General features: G+C 41.9%; 21 protein-coding genes and 1 riboswitch. Of the genes, 15 read left to right on the forward strand and 6 right to left on the reverse strand.

The annotated features are described in order from the left end of the window. Positions 1 to 22: 22 nt before the first annotated feature. Positions 23 to 1264 carry a Zn-dependent hydrolase gene (locus ACFSMW_RS00715; RefSeq protein WP_390352149.1) on the forward strand — a complete coding sequence of 414 codons (1242 nt, stop codon included), beginning with the start codon at positions 23 to 25 and terminating at the stop codon, positions 1262 to 1264. Positions 1265 to 1312: 48 nt separating this feature from the next. Here ACFSMW_RS00715 and ACFSMW_RS00720 read toward each other — a convergent pair whose 3' ends face one another. Continuing rightward, entirely contained in the window at positions 1313 to 2944 is a 1632-nt protein-coding gene (locus ACFSMW_RS00720; protein ID WP_390352150.1) for a PucR family transcriptional regulator, read from the reverse strand. 207 nt (positions 2945 to 3151) lie between these two features. Here ACFSMW_RS00720 and ACFSMW_RS00725 point away from each other — a divergent pair, with 207 nt between their 5' ends. Then, entirely contained in the window at positions 3152 to 4519 is a 1368-nt protein-coding gene (locus tag ACFSMW_RS00725) for an aspartate aminotransferase family protein (protein WP_390352152.1), read from the forward strand. A 196-nt stretch (positions 4520 to 4715) separates the two neighbouring features. Here the strand turns inward: ACFSMW_RS00725 and ACFSMW_RS00730 are convergent, their stop codons facing one another. Then, positions 4716 to 5267, reverse strand: a complete 552-nt coding sequence (locus ACFSMW_RS00730; protein WP_390352154.1) for a cupin domain-containing protein — start codon at positions 5265 to 5267, stop codon at positions 4716 to 4718. Positions 5268 to 5495: 228 nt separating this feature from the next. Then, a riboswitch (SAM riboswitch) is annotated at positions 5496 to 5604 on the forward strand. 81 nt (positions 5605 to 5685) lie between these two features. Here ACFSMW_RS00730 and ACFSMW_RS00735 point away from each other — a divergent pair. Continuing rightward, a complete protein-coding gene (locus ACFSMW_RS00735) occupies positions 5686 to 7020 on the forward strand; it encodes a Na+/H+ antiporter NhaC family protein (RefSeq protein WP_390352156.1) in 1335 nt (444 codons plus the stop codon). A 347-nt stretch (positions 7021 to 7367) separates the two neighbouring features. On the opposite strand, the gene ACFSMW_RS00740 is transcribed toward ACFSMW_RS00735, so the two are convergent. Together ACFSMW_RS00740 and ACFSMW_RS00745 are read right to left on the reverse strand one after the other, a co-directional pair. Then, a complete protein-coding gene (locus ACFSMW_RS00740; RefSeq protein ID WP_390352158.1) occupies positions 7368 to 7901 on the reverse strand; it encodes a YceI family protein in 534 nt (177 codons plus the stop codon). A gap of 222 nt (positions 7902 to 8123) precedes the next feature. Beyond that, positions 8124 to 9365 (reverse strand): aminopeptidase, encoded by a 1242-nt coding sequence (locus ACFSMW_RS00745; protein ID WP_390352159.1) that lies wholly within the window; start codon positions 9363 to 9365, stop codon positions 8124 to 8126. 250 nt (positions 9366 to 9615) lie between these two features. Here ACFSMW_RS00745 and ACFSMW_RS00750 point away from each other — a divergent pair, with 250 nt between their 5' ends. From ACFSMW_RS00750 to ACFSMW_RS00765, 4 genes are all read left to right on the forward strand, one after another. Continuing rightward, a complete protein-coding gene (locus ACFSMW_RS00750; RefSeq protein WP_390352161.1) occupies positions 9616 to 10392 on the forward strand; it encodes a Cof-type HAD-IIB family hydrolase in 777 nt (258 codons plus the stop codon). Between the two features lie 21 nt (positions 10393 to 10413). Then, positions 10414 to 10920, forward strand: coding sequence for a GNAT family N-acetyltransferase (locus tag ACFSMW_RS00755; RefSeq protein WP_390352163.1), 507 nt, complete (start codon positions 10414 to 10416; stop codon positions 10918 to 10920). Positions 10921 to 10935: 15 nt separating this feature from the next. Beyond that, positions 10936 to 11454 (forward strand): GrpB family protein, encoded by a 519-nt coding sequence (locus ACFSMW_RS00760; protein ID WP_390352165.1) that lies wholly within the window; start codon positions 10936 to 10938, stop codon positions 11452 to 11454. Between the two features lie 149 nt (positions 11455 to 11603). Next, a complete protein-coding gene (locus ACFSMW_RS00765) occupies positions 11604 to 12236 on the forward strand; it encodes a YczE/YyaS/YitT family protein (RefSeq protein WP_390352166.1) in 633 nt (210 codons plus the stop codon). Positions 12237 to 12332: 96 nt separating this feature from the next. On the opposite strand, the gene ACFSMW_RS00770 is transcribed toward ACFSMW_RS00765, so the two are convergent. Together ACFSMW_RS00770 and ACFSMW_RS00775 are read right to left on the reverse strand one after the other, a co-directional pair. After that, positions 12333 to 12512 (reverse strand): hypothetical protein, encoded by a 180-nt coding sequence (locus ACFSMW_RS00770; protein WP_390352168.1) that lies wholly within the window; start codon positions 12510 to 12512, stop codon positions 12333 to 12335. Between the two features lie 156 nt (positions 12513 to 12668). Further along, positions 12669 to 13787, reverse strand: coding sequence for an NAD(P)/FAD-dependent oxidoreductase (locus ACFSMW_RS00775; protein WP_390352169.1), 1119 nt, complete (start codon positions 13785 to 13787; stop codon positions 12669 to 12671). 258 nt (positions 13788 to 14045) lie between these two features. Here ACFSMW_RS00775 and ACFSMW_RS00780 point away from each other — a divergent pair, with 258 nt between their 5' ends. The 8 genes from ACFSMW_RS00780 to ACFSMW_RS00815 all read left to right on the forward strand — a co-directional run bounded on the left by ACFSMW_RS00780 (position 14046) and on the right by ACFSMW_RS00815 (position 23740). Beyond that, the gene (locus ACFSMW_RS00780; RefSeq protein WP_390352171.1) at positions 14046 to 14975 is read left to right on the forward strand and encodes a manganese-dependent inorganic pyrophosphatase; all 930 of its coding nucleotides are present in this window, start codon (positions 14046 to 14048) and stop codon (positions 14973 to 14975) included. Positions 14976 to 15655: 680 nt separating this feature from the next. Beyond that, the gene (locus ACFSMW_RS00785; protein WP_390352173.1) at positions 15656 to 15931 is read left to right on the forward strand and encodes a DUF485 domain-containing protein; all 276 of its coding nucleotides are present in this window, start codon (positions 15656 to 15658) and stop codon (positions 15929 to 15931) included. Beyond that, entirely contained in the window at positions 15928 to 17466 is a 1539-nt protein-coding gene (locus tag ACFSMW_RS00790) for a solute symporter family protein (protein WP_390352175.1), read from the forward strand. Before ACFSMW_RS00785 ends, ACFSMW_RS00790 begins: the two co-directional genes overlap by 4 nt. Before the next feature lie 42 nt (positions 17467 to 17508). Then, the gene (locus tag ACFSMW_RS00795) at positions 17509 to 19266 is read left to right on the forward strand and encodes a LytS/YhcK type 5TM receptor domain-containing protein (protein WP_390352176.1); all 1758 of its coding nucleotides are present in this window, start codon (positions 17509 to 17511) and stop codon (positions 19264 to 19266) included. After that, positions 19263 to 20030, forward strand: coding sequence for a LytR/AlgR family response regulator transcription factor (locus tag ACFSMW_RS00800; RefSeq protein ID WP_390352178.1), 768 nt, complete (start codon positions 19263 to 19265; stop codon positions 20028 to 20030). The genes ACFSMW_RS00795 and ACFSMW_RS00800 overlap by 4 nt, the downstream gene beginning before the upstream one ends. A 32-nt stretch (positions 20031 to 20062) precedes the next feature. Next, the gene (locus ACFSMW_RS00805) at positions 20063 to 21094 is read left to right on the forward strand and encodes a DUF2332 domain-containing protein (RefSeq protein WP_390352180.1); all 1032 of its coding nucleotides are present in this window, start codon (positions 20063 to 20065) and stop codon (positions 21092 to 21094) included. Between the two features lie 266 nt (positions 21095 to 21360). Next, positions 21361 to 22656: a S8 family peptidase gene (locus ACFSMW_RS00810; protein WP_390352181.1), complete on the forward strand. Its 1296-nt coding sequence runs from the start codon at positions 21361 to 21363 to the stop codon at positions 22654 to 22656. A gap of 562 nt (positions 22657 to 23218) precedes the next feature. Next, positions 23219 to 23740 carry a DinB family protein gene (locus tag ACFSMW_RS00815; protein ID WP_390352183.1) on the forward strand — a complete coding sequence of 174 codons (522 nt, stop codon included), beginning with the start codon at positions 23219 to 23221 and terminating at the stop codon, positions 23738 to 23740. The last annotated feature ends 187 nt before the right edge of the window (positions 23741 to 23927 follow it).

The raw sequence follows: 23927 nt of genomic DNA on the forward strand, positions 1-23927 counted from the left end.
GAATTCAGGGAAGGGATGAAGAATGGAAAAACAAAAAGTATTAATTAATGGTGAGAGGCTAAAGCAGACAATCGAAGCATTTGCTGATTTTGGCAGAACTGAAAATAATGGGGTTACCCGCTTGTCATTATCCAATGTAGATATCCAAGTAAGGAAGCATTTCCAATCCGAGTGTGAAAAGCTCGGAATGACAGTCGTATTGGATGATATGGCGAATATGTATGCAAGATTGCCGGGGACGGACAACGATCAGCCCCCGGTAGTGGTTGGGTCTCATTTGGATTCTGTGGAAAAAGGCGGTCGTTTTGATGGTGTGCTTGGTGTGCTGGCGGGGTTGGAAGTAGTCCGGACAATCGTCGAAAATGGCATGAAACCGAGATTGCCTATCGTTGTAGCCAATATTACCAACGAAGAAGGTGCAAGATTCGAGCCATCCATGATGGCGTCTGGTGTCTTATCAGGTTGGTTTGATAAAGCGGCCATGTTACAGTCCAAGGACAAAAATGGCGTCACATTCGGCGAAGCGCTTAAGAACAGCGGCTTTGCTGGAAATGAAGCCAACCGTTTAAAGAATGCCACTGCTTTCCTGGAACTGCATATTGAACAAGGCCCTGTTTTAGAAAGCGAGTCGCTCCAAGTTGGTATTGTGGAGGGTGTTGTCGGCATGGTGTGTTATGAAATTGAAGTTAGCGGGGATTCTGATCATGCTGGCACGACGCCAATGCCGATGAGAAAAGATGCATTGTTTACAACGAACGATTTAATTTCGATCATACGCTCCCGTATGAGTAAATTAGATAGTGAGCTCGTTTATACGATTGGAAGAATGAATGTCAGTCCAAACATTCATACTGTTATTCCAAATAAGGTGGTCTTCACCCTGGAGGCAAGGCATTATGATGCCAACGTCATCCGCCAGGTAGAGGAGATCATTGAGGTGCTGCCAGTTCATTTTGCAAAGGAAAAATGCAAGGTACAGATAAAAAAATTATGGGATAGAAATACAGTATGGTTTGATCAGAATTTAGTGAATTTATTAGAACAATCGGCAAATCATCTGAAGTATTCCATCAAAAGAATGCTGAGTGGCGCTGGACATGATTCACAGTTTATTGCGTCTTATATCCCTACTGCGATGATTTTTGTACCAAGTGTAAAAGGTAAAAGTCATTCAGAAGATGAATTGACGTATTGGAAGGATTGCGAAAACGGGGTCAATGTGATGCTGCATACAGTATTGGATTTAGCAGTGGATCAAGCTTGACACCATCAGATGATAAATGATTGAAAGAAATATGCAAAGCAATTTCTTTCAATCATTTTTAATCGCATCTTTCATATAAAATGCCTTGATAGCCATCTCTAAAGCGAGACGATTATCCGGTTTCATGAAATCACTTCCAATCAATTCTCCTATTTTCTTTAGGCGATGATACAATGTTTGCCTTACAATGAACAATTTCTCTGCTGTTTCTTTTTTTGAACCGTAACAATCCAGGTAAACCTCCAAGGTGCGCAGCAGTTCACTATGTGTTTCACGATCGTACCTTATCAATGGTTCCAGGCAGTCATCAATATATAATTTTAAATGCGATTTCTGATGCGTTAGAAGCAATTGATACACTCCAATTTTTTCATAAAAGGCAGAAGATATGATGTTTGCATTCTGTAGAAAAAGGACTCTTTTCGCTTGCTGATAACTGTTTGCCAAAGCGTTTATATCCTGATTAACTCTACTGATTCCAAAAACACATTTGCTGCCATCTAAGATATTCCTGGCAAGTAATTTTTTTATCGATCGCATAACCTGTGTAAATTGATTCCTTCCCTGTGTTTCGCTGCCTTTCAATTTGAACGAGGCAATGACAGCAATGTCATTTTTCCTGACAGATACAGCTGGATATAATCCATGCTGCTTAAATAGGGTGCGAAATATAACTGACCGTTGCAGTTTTATTTCATTCCAGTCCCCTTCCATTGCGTTTATTTCGGGTTGATTGGTTTGTATAAGAACTAATCTGTAATGAGAACTGTTTGCAGATAAAGGGATGATTGCTTGCAGCTCATCTGTATCACACGCTTTACCATGAAGCAGGTTGCGAACCATTTTGTCTTCTATATTTTGTTTTCTTTCTTCCACAGTTCTGTTTCGTAACATGATTTGTGCAATCGCAAGTGCGGCACGATCCATAATGGAAAACAAGAAATCTTTCAGAATACTTTCCTCAGCCTGCAAACATAAATAGCCCCAGATCTGTCCCAATCCTTTTACTGGCACTACGGCAAATTGTTTATCATCCAGTGAAATGAATGTTTCTTTTGCAGGCGAGGGTGTGTATTCTGATAGGCATTCGCGCATTTTTTCTTCTATGTATTTTATTTTAGGCGGGTAGTAGTAGGCTTTTGCTTCATCTGTCAGATATAAAATGTCTTTTTTTAGGTAGGTATGCAGCTCCTGGAGGATCTTTAAAATGCCGTTGGGCAGTAAAGAAAGTTCATTAAATCTTGTAGAGAGTTCATACAGCTGATGAAGCATCTGATGGTGTTGATTGATGATCAGAGAATGAAGATCCTGTGTAATATCCACAAATTTTACAAAATGGTCAAATATAATGATAGGGAATTGGTGTTGATCTGCTAATTCGATTATTTCATCTGATATGTATGTGACATGTGTGCCAATCTCTATACAAATTCCAGCTGCATGTCTATTGATTAAATTCTGGATATAAGTCAATTCCGTGGAGGATTCGAGTTTTAGACCCGAGCCGGTAGTTAGAATCAGTTCACCGCCATTTATCAGGGACTCAAATTGATTTGTCTCCAGAATATGAGTCCACCTTACTTGTTTGTTCAATCCATTTTTTCCAGCAATGACTTTGGCGTGTTGAAAGATTTTTCTTTGCAGGATATCCTTCATGGTTAACTCAAAGTTATTGACCAATATGCTTCCCTCCGCATTGTTAAGAGAATCCATTCATCATGTTACACAGTGTGAAATTACAATCTTTATAATTATTTGTAAAATAAATTATGAGGCAATATCCGGAGGTTGTCAATAAAGAGAAGATGTTGGTTGTATAAGGTGCTGCTCTGAACAACAGTTGTGCACGTAAAGATTAATACATGGTTTGGAAAGGAGAAAATTGAAATGAAAACTGCTAAAGATGTAAATCAGTCGCCTTCTATTGTGGACCAAGATCGCGAGAATGTGTGGCATCATATCTCGCAGTATAACAATGAGAAACGACCAATGGTAGTAACAGAAGGGAAAGGGGCATGGATTACTGATCATGAGGGTGGCAAATATTTAGACGGTATGTCAGGATTGTGGTGTGTGAATGTTGGCTATGGTCGAAAAGAGTTAGCCAAAGCAGCGTATGAACAAATCCAAAAACTGGCTTACACATCCATGACACAGAGCCATATGCCTGGGATTCAGCTTGCAGAAAAAGTAAACGAACTGCTTGGAGATGACTATATGATTTTTTACTCCAATAGTGGTTCTGATGCCAATGAGGTTGCTTTTAAAATTGCTCGACAATACCATCAGCAGAATGGAGAACAGGCGCGGCATAAATTCATTTCACGTTATCGTGCCTATCACGGCGGGTCAATGGGGGCTTTATCTGCTACGGGTCAGGCATTAAGAAAATATAAGTATGAGCCACTTAATTCCGGATTTCTGCACGTTTCACCGCCCGATAATTACCGGCGTCCGGATGGCATGTCAGTAAAAGCATATAATTTACAGCGGGCACAGGAACTGGAAGATAAAATCATCTGGGAGCAGAAAGAAACGGTTGCAGCAGTCATCATGGAGCCGCTAATAACAGGTGGCGGTATCCTCATTCCGGATCGCGTATATGTTGAAAAAGTACAAGAGATTTGCAAGAAACACGGTGTGTTGCTAATCATTGATGAGGTGATTTGTGGTTTTGGCAGAACAGGTAAAATGTTTGGCCATCAGCATTTCAACATCAAACCCGATATGGTGACAATGGCGAAAGGATTGACCAGTGCTTATTTACCTTTATCTGTTACTGCGGTCCGAAAAGATATATATAAAGTTTTTGAGAGTAACGGAGAAAACAATCATTTCCGTCATGTAAACACGTTTGGTGGGAACCCTGCAGCATGCGCAGTGGCACTTAAAAATATAGAAATCCTGGAAAAAGAAAATTTGGTCGAAAGATCGGCATTGTTAGGAGAACGATTACAAAACGAGCTTGCAGAATTGAAGAATCATCCGTTTGTTGGCGATGTTCGCGGTTTAGGTTTTCTATTGGGGATTGAAATGGTGGAGGATAAGAAAACAAAGCAACCAGCCCTGCCAAAGCGAGTAAATAAAATCATCAGTGATTGTAAAGCAAAAGGACTGATCATCGGCAAAAATGGTGATACAGTTGAGGGATACAACAATATATTAGCGCTGTGTCCTCCACTTTCTTGTACAGATGAAGATGTAGCATATATTGTTTCTGTTATGAAAGAAGTATTCAAGGAAAACACGCCTTGATGACAGCAATGATTTGAGTGATATCCGTAACATAGAGGGCATGAAGAAGAGGAACGCTGCATGATACAGAGCACTCTTCTTCATTTTAATTTCAGTATGAAAATGGAAAAGACGTCTTTCCATATATTGAAGTGATAGCACCATACTTAAAGAAACTTTACGAAGCTTGATTCGGATATTGGCTAGCCCCCTTTTTCTAGTGTTCTTGCATTTTCGCTTCTTCTTTCGTTCTGTGGATGGTACCAAATGGATGCTCGGGAGGAGCGTAGATTGAATACAGTTTCAGCGCTTCGTTTCCTGTATTTGTCACATTGTGCCATGTTCCTGCCGGGACCATAATCGCATCGTCCTCCGAGACGTTTTTCTGGAATAAGAGATTATTTTGGGCATTTCCCATCTGCACCAATCCATGGCCGTCTTCAATTCTTAAAAACTGGTCGACATTCCGGTGGACCTCCAAGCCGATATCCTCGCCAGGACGAATACTCATCAATGTAACCTGGAGATGTTTGCCGGTCCATAGCGCCGTGCGAAAATAATCGTTTTCTTCAGCAGCTTTTTCGATATCGGTTACAAATGGCTGCTGACCGTAATCCTGTGCCATCATTTTTCTTTCCGTGGCTGGTGCAGCTGGATAAAATTGATGCCATCCATCTGTGTAGATGTAAGGATCAATACTCCTGTTCCATCCGGAAAACGGAACAGGGTTGAAGACCGGATAAGCATTGACATAATAATATGGGTACATATTTTCATCCTTTCAAAGAGTACTGCGTTACTGCATTATCCTATGCTTGGAAGGAAAATAGGTGAATGTACAGGGCGCGTTATTAGTTCATGCTGTCTAAATGAACAAGCCGGTTCGGTAAAGGTTTCATCTTTTATAAAAAGAAAGAATCATTGACTTTTCCCTTTTTTTTCGTTAAATTGAATAACTAAGATTGCTTTAGCATTGAAAACTGAATAGAAGTGACATCTCTTATGAAGAGTAGTGGAGGGAATAGGCCCAATGAAGCTACAGCAACCTTTCATGTAAAATGAACTGGTGCTAAATCCTACAAAATGACTATTTTGAAAAATAAGAGAGGCTGTTTTGCTAATGTGCCTCTCTATGATGGAGAGGCTTTTTATTTTTATGCCGTTATAGGAGACAGGGGAGAGGCAGAGTGAACGAAGAAAAAGGAAGTTTTATCGCATTATTACCATTGGTTGTATTCGTACTGCTGTTTATTGGGACAGGTATCATTTCCAAAGACTTTTCCAATATGCCGATTAATGTGGCGCTGGTTATTGCAGCTGCCCTGGCGTTAACGATGAATAGAAAGCGAACGTTGATGGAAAAAGTGGAGACATTTTCAAAAGGTGGCGGGAATCCTAATATTATTTTAATGGCGATGATTTTTATTTTGGCAGGTGCTTTCGCCGAGGTTGCCAAAGGGATGGGTGCAGTGGAGGCTACAGTCAATCTGGGGATGTCTTTTCTTCCAGGCAATATGCTGATGGTAGGGATGTTTGTCATCGGCTGCTTCATTTCCATTTCGATGGGCACATCGACAGGAACTGTTGTAGCGCTGGCACCAATTGGAATAGGTATTGCGGAGCAGACGGATATCTCATTGGCCCTCTCTATGGCGACAGTGGTCGGTGGAGCTATGTTTGGTGATAACCTATCCATGATCTCCGATACCACCATCGCGGCGGTGCGTACACAACATACTAAGATGAGAGATAAATTCAAGGTAAACTTTTTTATTGTGCTGCCAGGGGCCATTGTGACTGCTGTCATTCTAGGTCTTATTACGATGAATGCACAAGCCGCGGTTTCCCAGGAGTACTCCTTTGAACTCTTGAAGGTGCTGCCTTATTTAGCGGTTCTGATTGCTGCAATCGTTGGCGTGCATGTGCTGGTTGTATTGTTTGGCGGAACGCTGTTTGCCGGCATTATTGGATGGATGGATGGGAGTTACAGTCTTTCGACGTTTTTTAAAGCAGTTTCAGAAGGTATCATGAGTATGGAAAATCTCGCTATCATTGCTATTATTATTGGCGGCATGGTAGAGCTTATCAAATTTAACGGTGGCATTACTTTCCTGTTGCACGTTATTACGAAACGAATCAAATCAAAAAAAGGTGCAGAAGCAGGTATAGCGGGGCTGGTCAGCGCGACAGATATTGCAACATCGAATAATACTATTTCTATCATCATTACCGGTCCGTTGGCCAAAAGCGTCGCTGATGAATACGATATCGATCCGCGGAAAACGGCCAGTTTGCTTGATATTTTTTCCAGCTGTTTTCAAGGAATAATTCCTTATGGCGGCCAGTTACTTGCTGCCTCCGGACTTGCTGCCATTTCGCCTGTGACCATCATGCCGTACTCCTTTTACCCTTTCATGCTTGGCATTTGCGGTATTGTCGCCATCTTGATAGGTTATCCAAAATGGAAAAATTTAAGAAAACCGGAAAAACAAGTGAAAACAAAGGCAACTTCAAAAATGTGACGAATGGTTTCTCGAAAGTGATGGGGAGAGAAGGAATGAAAAATGAATCAGCAAGAAAGCTCTGGGAAGTGACTGTAAGAAAAATCCATGCACAACGATCAGATGTGAAGCGCCCTTCAAAGAAGGGGATCGTTCATTAGCTTATTGGCAAATGGAGTATAAACAGTGCTTTGCAGGAGAATGAAAGAGGATGGTCAAGGAGTTCAAAGATGATATGCTGATAGTCTGTGAAAGGTTTAAGGTTGTTTATCTGTAAAAATGTATATGTTGAAAAAGCAAGCTCCATGAAAAAAGGCACCTTTCCCAGGTGCCTTTCTTTATGGGTACCGAACTTTTTAAAACTATTGTTATGCTTCTTTTGTCGCTTCAAGTTCAATGGAAATTTTCACATCATCTCCGACAAGCACTCCGCCAGTTTCCAATTTCGAATTCCAAGTAAGCCCGAAGTCTTTGCGGTTCAACTTACCTTCTCCGCTGAAGCCGGCAACTTCATTACCCCATGGGTCTTTTCCGGAGCCTTCGTAGGTGACGTGGAATGTTAGCGGCTTTGTAGTTCCGCGTATCGTCATGTCACCAGTAATATCATATTCGCCTTGCCCTTTACGGACGATCTCCGTTGCCTTGAATGTCATTTTAGGATGATTTTCAGTATCAAAAAAATCAGCCGAACGCAAATGTTCATCGCGTCCTTTGTTACGTGTTTCAATACTTGCTAAGTCCACATTGAATTCGATTTCCGCGGTTGTCAAATCTTCCGGATCCGCTTCAACCCGGGCCTCGAAATCTTCGAAAGTGCCTTTCACTCTCGAAACCATCATGTGCTTTACGGAAAATTCCAAGCTAGTATGTGCAGGATCAACTTTCCATGTCGTTTTTGTCATTCGTCATACCTCCATTTTAATAACTTTTAGTAACCTTGTAACTAAATTATACTTATGACAGAATGGAATGTCAACATAAAAACACGATTTTTCTAACTATTTTTCTTAGGAATATGCAGTCCATTATATATTCCACATTATTCCCTAATAGCTATGATAGATAAACGTTTTCAGCAGATTTAAAAAAGTGTCAGACACTGAGAGTGCCTGACACTTAGGGGATCAAAAAGCCCAATCGCCATTGCGAAAGATTGGCATAGCCGTCCCATCTTTTTTGATGCCGTCGATATTCATTTGTGCAGAGCCAATCATAAAATCAACATGTGCAGTAGAAACATTCATACCGTGTTCCATCAGTTCTTCCTCACTCATCTTTGTACCGCCTTGAATGGTTGTTGGATAAGAAGCGCCGATTGCAAGGTGGTTTGATGCATTCTCATCAAACAATGTTTCAAAAAAGATGATCCCAGATTGAGATATAGGGGACGGATTCGGGACAAGCGCCACCTCGCCTAGCCCTGTTGCCCCTTCATTGTCATGCACCAATTTTTTAATGGTGGCATCGCCCTTTTCAGCAGAGATATCTACAATTTTGCCGTCCTTAAAACGGACTTCGATCCCCTCAATCATGGTACCTGCATAGCTGAGCGGCTTCGTACTCCGCACTACACCATCCATACGACGCGTATCCGGGGCGGTAAATACTTCTTCTGTCGGCATATTGGCAATGAATTCAGTCCCATTCGGATCATAGCTTTCCGCGCTTTGCCAGATATGGTTCTCCGGCAGTCCAAGAGTCAAATCAGTGCCTGGAGCTGTGTAATGCAGGGCGTCGAATTGTATTTCATTCAATTTGGTTGCTTTTTCGTTCAATGTTTTTTTATGTTCGTCCCAGACAGCAATAGGGTCGTCGTTATAAATACGGCAGGTTTTGAAAATTTGATCCCATAGTGCATCGACCTGTTCTTCGGAGGTTTTTAAGTCTGGAAAAACTGTTGCTGCCCAGGCGGGACCGGCAGCTGCCGCTACAGTCCATTTCAAATCATCATTTTGAGTTGCATTTCGTTGTGCTTTGAATGCTTTGCCAGCCACTTTTTGATATGCGGCGACTTTTTCGGGGTCCACTTCATTCAATAGTCCTGGATCGCTTGAAAGAATAGAAAGGCGGCATACACGATGGTTCAGGACATGATCTTCTGATTCAGCAATCTCATAATCAGGTATATCAGTCAGCACTTTCGTCGGCTGATGCAGGTAATGCTGTTTACTGATTTCATCATCAGACCATTTTACAATTACTTTTTCGGCACCAAGTGCATACGCTTCTTTTGTGATTAAGCGGGCAAAAGGAGCCTGCTCAACTGATACAGTCATTTTAACCCAGTCTCCGGGCTGTACGTTGATTCCTTTTGCAGTTAACAGTTTTGCATATTTTAGTAAATTTTCATCAAAATTTTTAAGCATGCTTGTTTCCTCCTTGAAATACTGTAACCCACGTGGGATTACTTTTCTCTATCATTATATACCACTCGGTCATTCATATCCTCCCATAACTATTTGAAAAAAATGAAGGTTCTCTTAAACTGTGGTAACATCGTAACTTTGACAAGGGGATGATCATGCAATATCATTCCTTTTAAAAAGTGGTTGTAATGGTTTAGAATGGATAGCAATGAACGTAATACAAAAAGATAAGTAGAAAGAGGAATAGGTAATGGCAGATAAAAGTATTATTTTTTTCGATATTGATGGCACCTTGCTCAATCATGAAAAGCAGTTGCCTTCATCAACAAAGACTTCGATTTCCCAATTGAAAGAGAAGGGACATGAGGTAGCAATCGCGACAGGGCGGGCACCTTTCATGTTTAAGGATTTGCGCACGGAATTGGATATTCACCATTTTGTCAGCTATAACGGACAGTATGTCGTATTGAATGATGAGGTGATTTACACAAATCCACTTGACGGCCAAGCACTGGAAAAATTAACGGCAATGGCACTTGAACATGAGCACCCAGTCGTGTTTATGGACCATGAAGACATGAGGGCTAATGTTCCAGAACATGATTATATTATTGAAAGTCTGCGGACGCTGCAAGTCGAAATGCCAGCCGTGGATCCCGCTTACAGTCAGGGACGCCCATTGTACCAGACGCTTTTGTTCTGTCCGGAAGGTGAGGAAGAACAATATGAAGAAGCATTTCCAGAATTCGATTTCATCCGCTGGCATCCGGTTTCTGTGGATGTGATTCCCAAAGGAGGCTCGAAGGCGAATGGTATCGAACAAATTGTTCGCAGATTAGGATTTGCAAAAGAACAGCAATACGCTTTTGGCGATGGCCTTAATGATATCGAGATGCTATCAGAGCTTCACCATAGTGTCGCCATGGGAAATGCGCTCCCGGTTGTAAAAAAGGCAGCGAAATATGTAACTGCATCCGTGGAGGATGATGGTATTTGGCGTGGCTTGCAGCTAGTAGGGCTGCTGTAGTGAATCGAGGGGAGAGGAAACATGATCATTGCAGTAACAGAAAGGCTCTTTTTGCGGCCGTATGAAGGTGCTGATTTAAAACAGCTTCACAGGATCTTTTCTGACGTGGAAACGATGCGGTTTTACCCCGCACCGTTTTCATTACAGCAAACCAAAAAATGGATTGATAGAAATAAAGAAAGATATTTGGTTGATGGTGTAGGGCTATGGGCGGTGTGCTTGAAAGATACTAAGCAGCTGATTGGCGATTGCGGTATCGTTAAACAAATCGTGGATGGTCAGGAAGAGATGGAAATTGGCTACCATATCCATAAGCATCATTGGTCAAAAGGGTATGCTACTGAAGCTGCAAAAGTATGCAGGCAGCTAGGTTTTGAACGAATGAAATTGTCAAAATTAATCAGTATCATCGATCCGTTGAATGTGGCATCTATTCGTGTGGCTGAAAAGATTGGATTTAAGAAAGAAAAAGAATCTGATATCTTCGGTAAAACGCACCTGATTTATGCCAGGTACAGGGGATCATAAAAAGGGGGAGCGGTAGTGAGGAGGGTGGAAGTCGTTCCATATCATTCAGCATGGCCGTGCATATTTGAGAAAGAAGCGGAACACATCACGGAAGTTCTCAGCAATCTGCTTGTTTGCATTTATCATATCGGCAGCACCTCTGTCAGCGGTTTGAAAGCAAAGCCGATCATTGATATCATGCCAGTGGTGAAACATATTGAAAGTGTGGATACCTGCAATTTGCAGATGGAACAGCTCGGGTACGCAGCCATGGGAGAATACGGCATTGCAGGCAGAAGATTTTTTAGAAAGGGTGAAAGCAGGCGCACCTGTCATGTCCATGTTTTTCAGGAAGATAACAGGTCGGATATTCGCCGTCATCTTGCAGTCAGGGATTACCTTCGTGCTCATCAAGAGACGGCAAGAGAGTACGGTGACTTGAAAGAAAAGTTGGCAGTTCAGTTTCCAAAAAATATTCAAGCATATATGGCCGGAAAAAATGCTTTTGTGGAGCAGCTGGAGCGCAAAGCGATAGAGTGGTATGGGAATGAATAGCAGGTCACGGGGCTCCTGTTTGCAGTTACCCGGTTAAAAAGGTAATTGCGCTGTAAAAACAAGGGGGGGTCTTTATTTGCGTTGAAAGAAAATTCGTAACAAAATGGGAATGCTGCACTATAATAGGTAGAGGATATGGAGGTGGGATAATGGTAAAGCTGATACGCTGGTCCTTCTTTATTTTCGGATTAATCATTTTCAGTCTGGGTATCAGCCTGACGATCAATATGCAGCATTTAGGCGTTCATCCATGGGATGTACTGACTGTGGGACTATTTGAAAAAATGGGTCTCACGATCGGCACATGGAACATTTTAATCGGTTTAACCCTTATTGGCATAACATTGGCACTTGATAAGAAATATATTCGTATTGGAACATTGATCAATGCAGTGATGGTAGGTATGTTTGTGGATTTTTTTCTATGGATGGATTTTTTGCCACAAGCACGTAAGGCCTGGACGGACATATTGCCAATGTTGAGTGGTATTTTGCTCATGGGTTTTGGGGGAGGGTTATATAACGCTGCGGAAATAGGAGCAGGTCCTCGTGACGGCTTTATGCTGTCCATATCAGAGAAATTATCTGCACCAATTGCGCGTGTGCGTATTATCACGGAAAGCAGTGTGCTGGTTTTTGGTTTTTTACTAGGTGGGCCAGTGTTCATTTTCAGCATTATTTTCACGTTTATTCAGAGCCCGATTTTTCAGTCTACATATTTGCATTTTAACCGCATTATTGAAAAGATTACTGCAGGCAGGATTAAAAAAAGCGTCTCATAGGATGAAATATAGTCACGGGTTTCCAGGCTTTTTCTATACAAGATGGATATGAAAGCAGAAGGAAGTTGGCATGCCGCCCGTTCTCTTCTGCTTTTTTCAATATAAATTTGCGGCTGCGAAAGTATCGTCGGCAACCGTGAGGGTATTGTACGATACTTGTCCTGAGGAGTGCAACTGATGTTCATCCTTGATCATTGTTTGCAACAGCCAATAGCTGAAAGCCACAGCAATCAAAATAACGACCACAATAATTAAGATAAGCAGCTTTCCTTTCATATCTACCGCCTCGTTTCCTGTATGATTTAACGATATCAAACCAATCTGATGATGTAAAGATACTGCGTAATGAAAAAGCAGCAGAAACATGGAAGGAAATTGGTTTTCGGGAAGTGCCTAAGCTCGAGTTATACCCATTTTTGTAACCCTTCGAAATTATTTGGTACGGATGGCCCCGGCTGTCGTATAATCGTCCACATTTATGGCAGGCCGCTTACCACGCACAATATCTGCTAGCGTTGTCGCAATGAACGGCCCGGTTGTCATACCTGATGCCCCCAATCCATTTGCGATGAACAGTCCTTTCAGTTCTGGTATTGGACCAAATATTGGCAGGAAGTCAGGTGTGAAGGGACGAAATCCATATTTTGTTGTCGTAATTTCAGCTTGTGCCAGACCAGGAGCAAACGTTAACGCCTTTGTCAGCACATCTTGCATCGCCCCTACAGTAATTCGTGCATCAAAGCTGGCATCATTTTCATGACTGGCCCCAATAACAAGGTGATCATCAAAGCTGACGATCGACTGTCCGCTGGGTGGTAAAACAACTGGCCAGTCGCTTGTATCCGACTGCGATGTTCGCAAGTGTACTAGCTGTCCTTTTTGAAAGCTGCCCAAAAAATCAATTCCGATTTCTGCTAAAAGAGGGCGCATCCAAGCACCGTTTACTGCAATCACAGCATCTGCTTCAATTGTTTTTTCATTTACTTCCACACCCCAGACTGTATCTTCTTTTTGCTGCAACATTGCTTGTCCCTTTATGATACGGGCACCGTACATTTTGGTTGCTTCCAAAAGACTGTGCACCAGTCTCCCGCCATCAACCCGAGCTCCTCCAGCAATGTGAACAGCACCGTAAGCTTCCTGTAAGGGTGGGAATATTGCTGTGGCCTGCTGTGGGTTCAGGAGGGTTATTTCCCCGATTTCCGGAGCTTCTTCCCGCCGAACAAGAGCGCTTTGTTTGAATGCTTGCAGTTTTTCTTTTGAATTGCGCAGGAATAAAGCACCGGTGCGTTTGTATCCAGTGTTCTTTTGTCCATCCTCGGTCAATTCTTTCACCAGTTCCGGATAAAGCTTAGCCCCATGTTTTGCAAGTTTATACCAAGCCTGGTTACGCCGTTTGGATAACCAAGGACAAATGATGCCCGAGGCGACCTGAGTTGCCCGGCCCGGGATCTGCTGATCAATGATGGTCACATCCTCTCCCGCTTTGGCCAGCCTATATGCTGTGGTGGCTCCGAGAATCCCGGCGCCGATAATGATTATTTTTTTCATATGTTAGAACACCCTTTTTAATGGAATGATGGATAATGGATTGGAATGAGCTTCCAAATAAATGAAAACATAAAACTGAAAAAATGCATACGTTTGACACGTATTTATATCCGCTTACTTCATTTATGATAGAAAGAAAAAATGGAAAAGTAAACGGAATAGATGCGATGGGTTTACTAAACTCGCGAAAAGTGACAGGACCCCCTGCAACATGCTAAAATATTTGCAGACATACCTATTTTAAAGGAGAAATGATTCATGACTAAGATATTGATTTTTGGACATAAAAATCCCGATACGGATACTATCTGTTCTGCTTTGGCCTATGCGCACTTGAAGCAGGAACTTGGTTTGAACGCCGAGGCTGCCAGACTCGGGGAACCGAATCAAGAAACACAGTTCGCATTGGATTATTTTAAAGCAGAGGCACCGCAATACATTGAAAAAGTTGGCGATGACGTAGAAAGTGTCATCTTGGTAGACCATAATGAGTTTCCACAAAGTGTCGATAACATCAAGGACGTTCGCATCTCAGAGGTGATCGATCACCATCGCATATCCAGCTTTGAGACGAAGGAACCATTGCTGTTCCGTGCCGAGCCAGTAGGCTGTACAGCAACAATCATTTACAAAATGTATAAGGAAAACAATGTTGCTATACCGAAGCAGATTGCTGGGCTGCTATTGTCTGCAATCATTTCCGACTCATTGCTGTTCCAGTCACCGACATGTACGAAAATCGATGTCGATACAGCGCATGCATTGGCTGAAATTGCAGAAGTCGATGCCGACAAGTATGGATTGGATATGCTGAAAGCCGGTGCCGATTTAAGTAAATACACTGTTGCTGAGCTACTGACAATGGATGCGAAGCCATTTGTCATGAATGGTGTCAATGTGCAAATCGCACAGGTGAATACCGTTGATTTGGGAGAAGTGTACCAGCGTCAGGCAGAGCTGGAAGATGAGATCACAAAAATTGTTCATGAGAAAGACCTCGGTTTATTCTTGTTCGTAGCGACTGATATCGTTCATAGTGATTCAGATGTTTTGGCGATCGGTAAGGATCAGGATAAAGTGGAAAAAGCTTTCAATGTTATACTTAAGAATAACCGCGCTTTACTGAAAGGCGTCGTTTCACGTAAAAAACAAATCGTTACCAATCTGACTGATGCTTTTAAAGGATAAAATATTTTTTTGAAAAGCCGTTTTGCAACATTTGGTTGTGGAACGGTTTTTTTGTGGTGCGCCTGAAGCTAGACTCTTACCTGTAATTGGACAGTGCTAATTTTTGTAAATTTGGTATATAGGGATTGCCACATAAAGAAAAGAGGACTCAGCATATCATTAAAAAGACTGCCAGAGGACCCAGAATGTCATTTGCCAAGCAAAAGGGAAATTGTAAAGAAGCAGCGGCCTTAAAAACTGGAGGATAATTGTGTAGCGCATGGAAAGCCGGAAGAGCTGAAGGTGGTCCCTCAGGTGAAAAATCCGCAAGTTACGCTAAGTCAGCTGCTCTATCAACAACAAACATTGAAATAGAACGTTTTAATTGCTGATAGAGCAGTTCTATCAACAACAAACATTGAAATAGAACGTTCTAATTGCTAATAGAGCAGTTCTATCAACAACAAACATTGAAATAGAACGTTCTAATTGCTAATAGAGCAGTTCTATCAACAAAATACGCCAGTTTCAGGATAAGCTTGATGCAAATGTTGCCAAACTATGCTCATATACAAAACAATATATAGCACGATCTATAGAAGAATAGAAGAAGATATCGCACACCTCTTTACTTCATGTATCCATTCCGTTATATTCAAAATAGGTACAATAAAAAGAAAAATGTTCTGGATGGGGGAAACATGAACGATACATTGTGGGAACTAGTCAGAAGAAAAAAGAAAATGCTTTTCAGCATATTGTTGGTATTTTTCGTTTTTTATTTCGGGCTGCCGTTTTCATTGGCTTTTTTTCATGAGGAGATGAACAGTCCTTCCTCACTGATGCATATTACTTGGGGATGGCTGTACGCGGCTGTCCAAATACCATTAACATGGTTGTTAGCAGGAATCTATTATTATAAAATGAAGCAATTTGACAGGCGAATGAAAGAGCTGAGGCAGGGGGATGCTGCGTGAATCTCACATATTTTCTGTTTTTCATTTGTATTATCGTCTGTACGATGATCATTACCTATTGGGCAGCAAAACGCAGCAACACGACAAATCATTTCTATACCGCAGCAGGCAGTCTGTCTGGCGTGCAAAATGGTATGGCAATTGCTGGTGACTTCATTAGTGCGGCATCTTTTCTTGGAATCGTCGGAGCAATTGCCTTGCATGGCTATGATGGTTTTTTATACTCTATCGGTTTTCTCGTCTCGTATTTAATAGTGATGTTTTTTATTGCGGAGCCTGTCCATCACTTGGGAAAATATTCATTGGGAGATGTAGTCTGTTCGCGTTTTTCCGGGAATAAAATGCGTTGGACAATGGCAGGTGGAACTTTTTCTATTTCTATCCTTTATATGATTCCGCAGCTTGTCGCTTCCGGATTGCTGATCAGGCTGCTTTTAAATATTAACTATTCTGTTTCTGTGTTCATTATCGGACTTTTGATGACGGTTTATGTTGTGTTCGGAGGCATGATTGCCACATCTTGGGTGCAAATAGTCAAAACAGTCGTGTTATTGGCTGGGACATTTCTGTTATCATTGATAGTCCTATCCCGTTTCAATTGGAATATTTCCGCGCTAGTCACAAGCGTCGCCTCTAATACACCGATAGGTAAGCAGTTTTTCATAACGGGCCAACTGTTCTCTAATCCTCTGGAACTTGTTTCTCTGCAGCTGGCGCTCGTGCTAGGCACAGCGGGGTTGCCGCATATTTTGATACGTTTCTTAACGGTCCGCAACACTACCGAGGTACGCCGTTCACTGGTAAGCGCTACATGGATCATTGGATTTTTTTATATTATGACACTTGTTCTTGGGTTGGGGACAATCGCTTTTTTAGGCTACGACAAGCTGGTAAAGGCTGATGAAACAGGAAACCTGGCGGCGCCATTGCTGGCCAGGGAGGTCGGTGGTGATTTTTTGCTGGCTTTCATTTCAGCGATTGCTTTTACGACAATTGTTGCCGTGGTTGCCGGTCTGGTGATATCGGCTACAACTGCATTTTCTCACGATATTTATCATCATATATGGAAGAAAGGCGAATCCACTGAGAAACAGCAACTGAGAGCAGCTAGGTGGACAGCGCTTAGCGTTGGACTGATATCCACATTATTTGCCCTGCAACTGGAGAATATCAATGTGACCTTTCTTGTATCGCTGACATTCATCGTGGCAGCCTCCAGTAATTTGCCTGTACTATTTTTAACGATTTATTGGAAACGCTTTAATGAATCTGGTGCGGTAGCAGGCATGGTTGGCGGTATGATAGCTTCTTTGGTTACAGTGATGATGGGGCCAAACGTAATGGATCCAAATCACGGATGGATTCTGAAAAATGCAGTTGTTCCGCTTCACAATCCAGGAATAATCGCCATTCCAATCGGCTTTATCTGTGCTATCCTGGCAAGCCTGCTGACAGCTAAGAAGGATTCTGTACACCAGTGGCAGGAGTTCCATTACCGTTCGCAAACAGGACTGGCTCCAAAAAAACATTCCTGATAAATGGTGTTGTCACTGATCCCTGCTGCAAGGAGAGAGACGATGAAAGAAATGACAGTGATTCTATTTGAACGGCTAGGTTTATTACTTGTGGTTGCATTTGTCATGACACGGACTCCCGGCTTCAAATCGATGCTGTACAGGGAGTTCAGCTGGAAGATGGCATGCGTACATTCTTGTGTATTCGGTGCCTTTGGTATAGCGGGAACAGTGACCGGTATAGTAATCAATCATGGAGAAATCATTCAGGATTTTGTTTGGCAAGTCCCTTCAGACCAGCTAGTTGTCAGCTCAAGTTTAGTAGCAGTAGTAATCGCGGGACTGCTGGGCGGGCCGGTGGTTGGCTTAGGAGCAGGAATGATAGCGGGTATCCATCTGCTATTTGTTGGCGGAATCGGGGCACTTGCCAATGGTATCGTCAATCCTGTAACAGGACTTTTGGCGGGGTGGACGGCCCGTTTTTTCTCTGAGGAGCGGGTTATCCCACCCTGGAAAGCATTGTTCATCGGTGTTTTTCCGCCGGTATTGCATATGCAGATGCTGCTGATTATTCACTCCCAATCTGATGCGATGGTGGGGATTGTCGACAAGATCGGATTGCCGCTTGTCCTTTCCAACAGTGTTGCAATCGCAATATTCACAGCTATGATAACAATTGTGTTGCGAGAGCAGGAAGATGAAGCAGCACAGGCAACTAAACAGGCTTTTTCCATTGCTGAGGAAGCATTGCCGTTCATTAAGGATGATAATGTGACCAAAATGGCAGATGGGCTGGCTAAGCTGCTTTTCGAAAGATTGGATGTTGCCGCAGTAGCTATCACTAATCAACAATATGTGCTTGCACATGTTGGAGCCGGCCAGAACCATCATCAGCATGGTGATGTTATTTCCGGGAGGCTGGCGAAACAGGTGCTGGAGGGAAAAAGAATGGCGATTGCGGATTCCCATAAAGATATCCCCTGCCAGGATCCGGATTGTCAGTTGGAGTCGGCCATTATCATTCCAATTATTGAAGGAAATGAAGTCACTAGAATGATCTATTTCTATTTTCGTAAAGTCCAGCATATTCGCCCGGTTGAACGTATGGTCGCTGCAGGATTGGGAGAGTTTCTTTGCAACCAGCTTAAAATGCTTGCTGCAGATAAGTTGAAGGCACATATCTTGGACGCTGAACTGCGGAATTTACAGGCACAAATCAACCCGCATTTCTTATTTAATACATTGCATTTAATCGCTTCATCATTTCGAAAAGAGCCCGAACGTGCCAGGCATATCACTGTCCAGCTTGCACAATTCATGCGTTTCAATTTGAAGCTTGTAGCAAATCCGCTGGTTTCACTTGAAAAGGAATGTGAGCATGTGCGGGCTTATCTTGAAATTATCCAAGCCAGGTTCATGAACCGGCTTCAGACCACCTTTACTTATGAGGAAGATAAACTGGACGTATTGATCCCGCCCGCGACCATCCAGCCTCTTGTGGAAAATTGCATTCAACACGGGCTAAGTGACATGGTTCATGACGCCAGAATCATAGTCAACATAGCTGCCGTGGAGAAATACGTACATATCCAAGTTCGTGATAATGGCTGCGGTTTCTCAGAAGAAATATTGAATACAGTTACAAAAAGGCCTTTAACAAAAGAAACAAACCACGGTACTGGATTATATAATGTCAATCAGCGTCTGATCAGCTTATTAGGAGAAGATGCGAAATTGCTGATACGTAATTTGCCTGGTAAAGGTAGTGAAGTAAGGTTTTCAATACCAGCCAAAGAAGGAGAAAGAGAGGAGATTTCATGAAAATCCGTGTGTTGATAGCGGAGGATGAGCAGCTGGCAAAAGAAGAACTCGTATATCTTATAGAGGAGCAGCAAGATGTACATCTTTGTCCTTGTGCTGAAAATGGCCAACAACTGATTGATTTATATGCAATTCACAGGCCTGATGTTATATTTTTGGATGTCCAGATGCCGCAGTTCTCCGGTATTGAAGCAGCAAGAAGGATTATCACGCATGAGCGGGGGGACGCACCGTTATTTGTTTTTACGACAGCTTATGATGAGTATGCTTTGCAAGCCTTTGAAATCGAAGCGGTGGATTATTTATTGAAGCCCTTTGATGAGGCACGTTTCCAACAAGCTTTCAGCAGAGTTCGTCAGCAGCTTTCCCGGCGTTTTGTGCAAAATGCTGCCTCAGACGGCACCCGTTCCGCATCATCTACCGCTGTATCAAAACTACTTGTAGATGACGGTGAGAAAACTGTAGTGCTGACGCCCGATATGATTTACTATGCCGTACCGAATCAGCGTGCATTAGAAATTCATACGAAAGAAAAAGTGATCGTGAGTAAAATGACGTTGCAGGAATTCGAACAGCGGCTGGCTGGATTGACGTTTTTCCGTACCCATCGCAGTTACCTTGTCAATATCAACTATATCCAGGAAATAACACCATGGTTTAATGGGACAAGCAATGTGACGTTGTCGGACAAAGAGCAAACGCAGATTCCAGTTAGCCGCTCGGCTAGAAAGGAATTGTTCCGACTGCTGGAGAAACAGGCATAGCCAAAAAATGTCGGTTATTAGGAGATGATTGTATGGGAGAATCCGAGATATCGCGTTGTTTCAAACTTTTTGCCGAAAATGAATGCAAAGGATCATGCTCATTATACGAAAATTTATCCCAGCAGATTTCTGAAGATCAAGAACTGTTGGAGCTGGCTGCAAATGCCAGACAAAACCAGCCCGCCCCTAATTTATTTTTCGGGGCAGTTCAATATTTGCTATTCAAAGGTTCACGACATGAATTAAGTAAATTTTATAGCAGTATTGTGCGGTCTCCGGGACAGGGAGAGAAGTGTTTTCCCCATTTCAAAAATTTTTGCCAACATAACAGGTCGGAAATTATTGCGCTTCTGAAAGAAAAACTAGTCCAGACAAATGAAGTCAGGCGATGTGGGTACCTCTATCCAGTGTTTTGTTTCATTCATAGAAAAATGAGAAAGCCATTGGCGCTAATGGAAATAGGTACAAGCGCCGGACTGCAATTGCTATGGGACAAGTACTGTTACACTTATGGTGATGAGAGAGTTTATGGGAGCCATGATTCAGATGTAAAGATTAAGTCTGAAGTCAAGCATAATCGACTGCCACTTCTATTGAATGAAAGCCCTCAAGTGGCATCAAGGCTAGGATTTGATTTGCATGTGAATGACTTGCATGACCCGGAGGACTATTTATGGTTAAAATCATTGATTTGGCCAAACCATCATGAACGGAGAGCGTTATTTGAAAAGGCAGTTTATCACGTGAGATCACACAGGATGAATTTGATCCAAGGTGATGGTGTGCAATTGTTATTGAAAGCTGTGAAAAATATTCCACAAGAAGAATTAGTATGTGTTTTTCATACCCATACAGCAAATCAATTTTCAACAGAAACCAAGTCGAAATTGCTGAAAGATATTAGCACAATTGGCCAGGAAAGAGATATCTGCCATGTTTATAATCATATCCAGGACAGAAAACTTCATTTGGATTATTATGTAAGCGGAAAAGAGTACAACAGAATTGTGGGGGAGACTGATGGTCATGGCAGGTGGTTTTCTTGGTATTTGTCTGACGAATGATAGAATCTAAAATCATCAAGGGATATCAACTAGTGGTAGAATCATTAGATTCAAGATAAAAACTTTCGCGAAAGATAAAAAACATCGTGACTTTTTTACAGGAAATAGGACGAAATCTGTCATGATTCGTCCTATTTTGTATACTATTCAGAAAAATAGTAAATTTGGCATATTTATTTTAATAGATAGACCTGTTATGCTAATTACAATATTTACCATGTTGCTATTCGTTTGTGCTTTCAAAAATATCATGAGGAGGAAACAAAATGAGTGATCGGAAAAGGGTATGGTTTGAAGAAGCTGGCCAGAAACTTGATCCTGGGTTGGTAGAGCATCTGCATGAGAGACGAAAAAAAGATCCTTATGAAACGAGTGATGAAAGTATCCCAGTGATTATTTATTTTGCCAATGGTATTGAAGAAAAGAAAGTGGACGAAGTAGTGCATACTTGCCAAAAGGAGAGTAATAACGAAATTGGCAATGGACTGGGAATCAAAAACGCAGCTTGTGGACATTTGACACCCAATATGATTAAGCAGGTAAAGGATCATGATGCAATTGACCGAATATTTTATGATCGAAAGGTCAAAGCTTTTCTTGATATTGCAACAAGTGAGATCGGCGCTCGGGAGGTACGGAAGCAACTAGGGCTTACTGGAAAAGATATTGGCATAGCTATAGTTGATACGGGGATTACTCCTCACGCAGATTTAACGAAACAGACAAATCGGATTGTCGCATTTAAAGATTTCATTCAGAATAAGAACGAACCCTACGACGATAATGGGCATGGAACACATTGTGCAGGTGATGCAGCTGGAGATGGTTTCTTATCAGAAGGCAAATATGCGGGCCCCGCCCCTGAAGCTTCCTTAATCGGGGTTAAAGTGCTTGATCAGGATGGCGGTGGCAGGTTATCAACGTTGATTAAAGGGATAGCCTGGTGCGCTGACCATAAAGAGGAACATAACATTCGTGTCATTTCACTGTCCTTGGGTGCCACAGCTTATGAATCATATCGGGATGACCCATTGTCTCAGGCAGTTCAAAAGGCATGGCATGATGGCATTGTTGTTTGTGCAGCTGCGGGGAACGATGGCCCTAATGCGCAGACAATCAACACACCAGCTATTAACCCTTTTATTATTACGGTTGGTGCTGTGTCAGATCAAAACACGGAGAATCGCTCCGATGATGAAATAGCTAAATATTCCAGCCGTGGTCCAACAATTGATTCCCTGATTAAACCTGACATTTACGCACCAGGCACAGATATAATTTCTCTTTTAGCAGCAGAGTCAACGTTGGAAAAACAGCTTCCAGAGCAAGTGATCGAAAAAAATTATTTGCAATTATCAGGCACGTCCATGGCAACTCCTATTTGTGCAGGGGTAATTGCATTGATGCTTGAAGCAAATCCGGGTTTAAGTCCTAATGATGTCAAAAGTATTTTAAAAACCACAGCTCCGCCTCTACTGGATGACTATTGGGGATATATCGATGCTAATAGTGCAGTGGCTATGGCCAGGGAATATCATTTGAGTAAACAGGCAGTACAATAAAAGCCAAAGGGAAGGGGAAGAATGGTTTTGTAGTATTGCTAAAGGCTATTGCCTAAGCTGTCTTCCTCTTTCCGCATAAACATATTACAATGTAAAAAACTATCGATTTCTACAAGAATGACTTTCATATACTTTCTTCCGCCAGAAAAGAAGTATATTTATACGTTGATTAACTTACGTCTATGTCATTCAAAATTCCTTCTTCTGCAGATTAGTAACCCCCCTCTACTTTGCATAGAAGATGATAAGAATCTGCAAAAAGATCAAAAGTACAACATATGTCATCTCATACCACTTAACTGGGAACTATCCCCATCTCGATTTTCTTTCTATATTAATTACAAGCGTTAATTTAATAATATAAAAAAATATTATTTCTTTATTCTGATTAGTTGCTAGCGTATAATAAGAATAGGCATTGAAATCGGTGATTTGCAAAGGGAATTGTCCATTAAAGCTAACCGTTTCATCTAGTTCGGAAAATACAAGACAGCAGAGGTATTAAGCAATTTCTGTAGTGATTAAATAAAATGACGGATTAATTGAAAAGGGGGAAATTTTTATGGTGAGAAAACATCATGCACAGCAATTATATGATTATCATGTATGGGCAAATGATAAATTTTTCGCGCGTTTGAAAGAATTGCCGGAAGATATCTACATCCAGGAAATTCAGAGCGTTTTTCCGTCTATTGCAGAGACACTTGTACATATGTATATGGTGGATACGATATGGCTCGGTGTAATGAAGGGCAATAGCATGGCGGAAATCCAAGCTTCAATCGCAAGCGTGCAGGAAATAACGAAAGATAATCAACTACAAAAAATGGAGAAATTGTTCCAAGATTTATCAGCGGAGTATCAAACATTTCTTCATCATGAGTCTGACTTGGATAAAGAGATTTCTCCTGAGCATCCACAATTTGGCCGTTTGGACACACAACTTTCCGAATTGGTACAGCATGTAGTAAACCATGGTACATATCATCGTGGAAATCTTTCGGCGATGATCCGTCAACAGGGATATGCCAGTGTTGCCAACGATTATGTTTTCTATCTATACGAGGGGAAGGCGGAGAAATGATTGATATATGCTTGACGAATGGAATGGCAGCGATAATGCTCAGCTAATTAAAAGCGATATATATGCACACAAAATCATATAGCTGTGGACAATGCGTCCTTGATGCAACAATTCGATGTCAAAGAAAAAGAGCTTTTTGTCAATTACTTCTAGGATACATCTTTCTTACGAGACCATAGATGGTGAA

It is taken from the genome of Tigheibacillus halophilus, from assembly GCF_042683165.1.
In the GTDB taxonomy this organism is placed as follows: domain Bacteria; phylum Bacillota; class Bacilli; order Bacillales; family Amphibacillaceae; genus Tigheibacillus; species Tigheibacillus halophilus.